Origin of the sequence: Azospirillum sp. B506 (genome assembly GCF_000333595.1) — a bacterium.
Taxonomy (GTDB): Bacteria; Pseudomonadota; Alphaproteobacteria; order Azospirillales; family Azospirillaceae; genus Azospirillum.
Window position 1 is genome coordinate 1 of the sequence record NZ_BADK01000959.1, and the last position, 5,718, is coordinate 5,718.

General features: G+C 65.0%; 5 protein-coding genes. 2 read left to right on the forward strand and 3 right to left on the reverse strand.

The features are described from left to right. Both I71_RS29710 and I71_RS29715 read right to left on the reverse strand, forming a co-directional pair. Positions 1 to 1,340 (reverse strand): MFS transporter (locus I71_RS29710; protein WP_244434141.1); only part of this gene is annotated, 1,340 nt, incomplete at its 3' end. After that, on the reverse strand, positions 1,337 to 1,909 hold the full coding sequence (locus I71_RS29715) for a TetR/AcrR family transcriptional regulator (protein WP_042702879.1): 573 nt from the start codon (positions 1,907 to 1,909) through the stop codon (positions 1,337 to 1,339). The genes I71_RS29710 and I71_RS29715, both read right to left, overlap by 4 nt. Positions 1,910 to 2,174: 265 nt before the next feature. Here I71_RS29715 and I71_RS29720 point away from each other — a divergent pair, with 265 nt between their 5' ends. Then, positions 2,175 to 3,863, forward strand: coding sequence for a methyl-accepting chemotaxis protein (locus I71_RS29720; protein ID WP_042702881.1), 1,689 nt, complete (start codon positions 2,175 to 2,177; stop codon positions 3,861 to 3,863). 66 nt (positions 3,864 to 3,929) lie between these two features. Next, positions 3,930 to 4,880 carry an alpha/beta fold hydrolase gene (locus I71_RS29725; RefSeq protein ID WP_042702883.1) on the forward strand — a complete coding sequence of 317 codons (951 nt, stop codon included), beginning with the start codon at positions 3,930 to 3,932 and terminating at the stop codon, positions 4,878 to 4,880. A gap of 117 nt (positions 4,881 to 4,997) precedes the next feature. Here I71_RS29725 and I71_RS29730 read toward each other — a convergent pair whose 3' ends face one another. Next, on the reverse strand, positions 4,998 to 5,696 hold the full coding sequence (locus I71_RS29730) for an isochorismatase family protein (protein WP_375731231.1): 699 nt from the start codon (positions 5,694 to 5,696) through the stop codon (positions 4,998 to 5,000). Positions 5,697 to 5,718 lie beyond the last annotated feature (22 nt).

Sequence of the window (5,718 nt, forward strand, 5' to 3'; positions counted from 1 at the left end):
CAGATGCTCCGCCCCGCGGACCTCGACCCGAAAGCCAGCCGGAACAGGCCGCGGAAGATGGCGCGCGTCAGTGCCTGCGCATCGACGGCGAGCGCCATCACCACAGCGACGGCCATGCTGGCACCGCCCACCGCGGCAACCGTCAGCGGCGAGGCCCCCAACGCCAGCATCCCGGCGGCGACGGCCGAGCCGGCGACCATGTAGAGCGCGTTGACCACATAGGCGGCGGCGATGACGCGGGCACGGGCCCCCGGCACGGCGCGGTGCTGGATCAGCGCATAGAGCGGAACGGCGAAGGCCCCCCCGGCGGCAGCGATGACGAACAGGTCGGCCAGCAGCGGCAGCGCCCAGGGCTGGGCGAGCAGGGCCAGCGGCGACAGCGGTACCAAGGCCGGGGCGGCCGGCGTCAGCAGGGGCAGGACGGCGCCCGCCAGGGCGGCTACCAGCCCGGCCAGCGCGGCGCGGCCGGCATCGGCGGTGGACGGCGTGCGGTGGCTGAGGCCGGCGAACACCGAGCCGGCGGCCACGCCGATGGCGAACACCGCCAGCAGCAGGGTGGCGCCGCCGCTGTCGGTCCCCAGCGTCTCGCGGGCGATGGACGGGAATTGTGCCATCACCACCGCGCCGACGCCCCAGAATACCGATATGCCGTGGATCGCCCGCATCGACGCCCGGTCGCCGGCCACCGAGCGCAGTACCCGCACCGTCACCGCCAGCGGATTGAGGCCGACAGCCACCGCCGGGTCGGCATTGCCGGCACGCGGGATGAACAGCGACGCGGCCAGACCCAGCACAGCCGAGGCGCCGAGCAGGCCCGGCACCGCCCAGGGATGGAGCAGGGCCAGTGAGCCGCCGGCGATGGTCCCCAGCAGGATGGCAACGAAGGTCCCGGCCTCGACCAGTCCGTTGGCGGCGGTCAATTCGGACGGGGCAAGCAGGTCGGGCAGCAGGCCGTACTTGACCGGCCCGAACAGTGTCGAATGGGCGCCCATGCCGACCAGCGCGATGACAAGCACCGGCAGGTCGGCGGCGACGATGCCCCAGGACGCCATCGCCATCAACCCGATTTCCGCCAGCTTGACGATGCGGGCGATCAGGGTGCGGTCATAGCGGTCGGCCAGCTGGCCGGCGGTGGCCGACAACAGCAGGAAGGGCAGGGTGAAGGCGCCGGCCGCCAAGGTCGAGATCATCGCGCCGCTCAGGACGCCCTCGCCGGACACGCCATACACCGCCAGCACCGCGATGGCGCCGCGCAGGACATTGTCGCCGAAGGCGCCGAGAAACTGGGCGAGGAACAGCGGCAGGAAGCGCCGCGAGGCGAGGAGGGCGGTGGCGTTCATTGTCCGGCTCCGGTTCTGGAGATCCCGGTGAGGATCGCGTCGGCGATGGGCCCGGCGAGGCTGGACAGCGGCGCCGTCTGCCGGCCATAGACCTGCGACTGCACGTTCAGCACGATGGCGCCGATGACGATGTGGGACAGTGCATCCCGGTCAGCCGGCACGATGCTGCCCTCGGCGATGCCGTCGGCGACGATGCCACAGATCACGTCCACCGGCGTCTCCTGGCCCCTGGGCACCAATGGCAGCGATTCATGCTGGGACAGCAGCAGGAAGCGGGTGCGGTCGGGAGCCTCCTCCGCCAGCTGGAAGGCATGCCGAATGATCCGCCGCAGCCGGTCCGGCGCCGGACCCTGGCCGGCGGCATCGCGCAGGCTCTGCGACATGGCCGTATACTCCGCCGCGAACAGATCGGCTGCCAGCTCCTCCTTGCTCGGCCAGTGGCGGTAGAGCGCCCCCTCCGACACCCCGGCGGAGCGGGCGATGTCACGGACCGTCGTCGCCTTCACCCCTTTCTGGGCAAACAGCGCGATGGCGGCGTCCCGGACCTTCTGACGAACGTCGATGGACATGGCGACCCTTTGTGAATGAATGTTCACTCACAGCGTGGCAAAGCCATTTCACCCGTGCAATGGCAATAAAGGATAATCAGTATTCAAAACCATGAAACGGTGACCGCAGTCTTGTTGGCGGACGCACCATTTTATCTAAAACACCGCTTTTGTTTCGAGGAACGTGGTCTCCAAAGGAGGGTGGATGGCATTACTTTTTGTTAATAAAACCATCTTACAAAATATCCGACATACCCGTTTGCATTAACACCAAAAGAGCAATGACATGTCTCTGATTCGGCTTTCGATTCGCGCGAAGCTCTATGGACTCGTCGTGGTGGCCAGCGTTGCGTCTCTGGCCATTGCCGGCGCCGGCCTCTACCTGAACCAGCAGCGCATGTACCAGGATCGGGTCACCAGCCTGAAAGCTCTGGTGGACTTGGGATACAGCATCGCCGAGAAATTCGAAGCCGACGTCGTTGCTGGAAAATTGCCGCGCGAAGAGGCTCAAGCACGCTTCAAGGACATGCTTCTGGCTCTGAAGTATCAGAACGGCGGCTATCTCTTTTCCTACACCTACGACAACTACGGCTTCGCCCATCCCAACGCCAAGGTGATGGGAAAAGATGCGTCCGGGCTGAAGGACGCCAAGGGTGTGGCCATTCTGCCGAACATGGTGGCGATCGCGAAGCAGGGTGAGGGAACCTACCTTTATCCCTGGTTCGTCAACAACTCCGGCTCCAACGAGACGGAAGAGAAGCTCTCCTACGTCAAGGGCTTCGAACCCTGGAAGATCTTTATCAGCACCGGGATTACGATCAACGACCTGCAGTCCGCCTTCCTGCAACAGCTCTGGACGCTGCTTGCCGTGGTGGCCGTCCTCGCCCTGCCCGCCATCGCGCTTATTGCGCTCGTCGGCCGGAGCGTCAGCACCACCATCACCCGATTGGGTCAGAAAATGCATGTCCTGGCCGACGGCGACCTGTCGGTCACCTTTTCGGAAGCGGACCGTGGTGACGAGATCGGAGCGATGGGCAAAGCCGTCCAGATTTTCAAAGAGAACGCAGAGGCCAAGAATCGGCTGGAAGCGGAGCGGGCTGAGCACACCCTTAGGGCTGAAGAGGACAAGCGCCAGTCGATGCTGACGCTGGCTGCCAGCTTCGAAGGCAACGTCAAGATCATCGTCGATTCGGTTGCGACCGCCGCGACGGAGATGCGAAGCTCTGCCACCTCCCTGTCCTCCGCGACGGCGCACAGCGCCCAGCAGATCACCGCGGTATCGGTCGCCTCCGAACAGGCCTCGTCCAATGTCCAGACCGTGGCTGCGGCGACCGAGGAGCTTGCCGCATCCATCACGGAGATCGGCCGCCAGGTTGCGGCCTCGACCCAGATCGCCGGCCAGGCGGTGCAGGAGGCGGAGCGCACCAGCGACACCATCAAGAGCCTGGTGGCGGCCGCCCATCAGATCGGTCAAGTGGTCGAGTTGATCAACTCCATCGCCGGGCAGACCAACCTGCTTGCCCTGAACGCCACCATCGAAGCTGCCCGTGCGGGTGAAGCCGGCAAGGGCTTTGCGGTCGTCGCCAGCGAAGTGAAGGCGCTGGCCACCCAGACCGCGCGTGCAACCGAGGAGATCCAGGGCAAGGTCGTTGAGATCCAGGCCGCCACCGGCGGCGCGCAGAGTGCCATCGAAGTGATCGGCAAGACCATCGGACAGATGAACGAGATCACGACCACCATTGCCTCGGCCATCGAAGAACAGAACGCGGCGACCCAGAACATCGCCGGTAACGTCGTCCAAGCCGCCAAGAGCACCGAGGAGGTCTCGACCAACATCGTCGGCGTCAATCAGGCGGCGACGACCACCGGTGCGGCCGCGAGCGAAATGCGCGGGGCGTCGGAGAGCCTGGCGCAGGAAGCCGACCGGCTGCGGCATGTGGTCACCAGCTTCATTTCCAGCATCCGGGCGGCCTGAGCGACGTCCCGCAAACGCTCGTCGCCTCCTCTTCCCGGCACCCAGAACACCAATTGGAACAAAACCATGAAACGCGCGCTCATCTTTGCATTCGGCATCGCCCTTTATGCCGCAACCGGGTCCATCGCATCGGCGGGCACGGAAAACACCACCGGCGCCGAGCATTGGGTCGAAACGGCGGGCGTCAAAATCTACGTCTGGGAAAAATACGCAGACACCCCCAAGAACAAGAAGATCGTCGTACTGGCGCACGGGTCGGCGACAGCAGGGCGCGAGAGTTTTGACCTGCAGGTGCCTGGCAAGCCGTCCTATAGCCTTATGGACCGGCTGGCACGAGAGGGGTTTGACGTTTTCGCGCTCGACACCCGGGGCTTTGGACGCTCCACCCACCCCGATGGCCATATGACGACGGCGCAGGCAAAGGATGACCTGCAGGCCACCATTGACTATGTGCTCAAGCTTCGTGGCGCGTCCAAGGTGAATCTCCTCGGCTGGTCCTGGGGGACCCAATATGCCGGAATGTACGTCATGGACAATCCGGACAAGGTCGAAAAGTATGTCACCTACGCGCAGATGCATGTGAACAGCCCGGACATCGCCAAGCGCCGTGCCCGCATCGGCTTTTTCCAGCAGAACCCGTATATTGTCATCCCCGAGGCGGGCTGGAAGACGCGGTTCACGTCCATGGCCCCGGCGGAGGTGAACGAGCCCGAGACCTTGGATGCGTTCGCCAAGGCTGCCGTCACGGCCGAGCCCAAGAGTCCCACGGGACCTCAGCTCGATCTGGCCACCTCGTTGCCGTTCGTCAACCCGCGGCTTATCACCGTCCCGACCATGATTATTCATGGCCAGTACGACGACGTCGCTGACACCGACGGCCTTTTGCCGTTCTTCTCGCAACTGCCGAACCCGCAGAAGAAATATGTCATCATCCCGAATGCGGGTCACATGATGCACCTTCAGAAGGGGCACATCCTGTTCCAGCATGAGGTTGTGAGCTTCTTCAGCGCGCCGTAATTTTCCAGGACCAGCAAGCAGTGCGGCGGATCGTCCGCATTGACTTGATTTTTCCGCCAATGCGCGCAGTGACACAGGGTCCACCCCTCGATTGGGTGGACCCTGTGTATTTGTTTTCTAGGAAGCCGGGAAAATCAGCTCGTCGGCGATGATCGCGCCGCTCGCCTGCATCAGATACAGCCCGATGTGGTGGGCGATCGGCTGCGGGTGGGCTGCGGTGTCGGGCAGGCCAAGGCCGCGGGCGGTCTCCAGCGGCAGATCGTAGGTGGCGCATCCCGGCTCATAAACCACGATCTCGCGCAGTGGCCCGGTCATGCCGTGGTTGCGCGCCGACAGCAGGGCCTGCACCGCCTGGAGCACGCAGATGTCGGTGCAGATGCCGTCCACCACCAGCGTCTCGATGCCGTTGGCGGCGATCCAGTCGAACAGGCGGTTGCGGCCGGTGGCGAGGTCGGTCGTGCCGACCACGCCGTTGATGCAGTCCTTGCGCATCAGCGTGACGCCGGGGGCACCGTCCAGCCAGGACAGCGCCTCGACCAGATTCTCCTCGCCGGTGCCGGCCTCGCAATGGGGCGGATAGGGATACTCGGGCTTGCCCGGCTCGTGGGTGTCGAGGAAGACCGCGATGGGATTTCCGGCCGAGAGGAACAGCCGGTCGGTGCGGTCGATCTCGGCGATCATGCGGGTGACCTGGGCGTTGGCGACCGGCGGCGCCAGATTGCCGCCGCCGATGGCGGCGAACCCGTTCACCGGATCGACGTCGAGCTTGCCAACCCGCCTGCCGGCCAGCGAAACGCCGGTCCTGCGCACCGGCAGGGCGGGGCGACAGCCCCAAAGC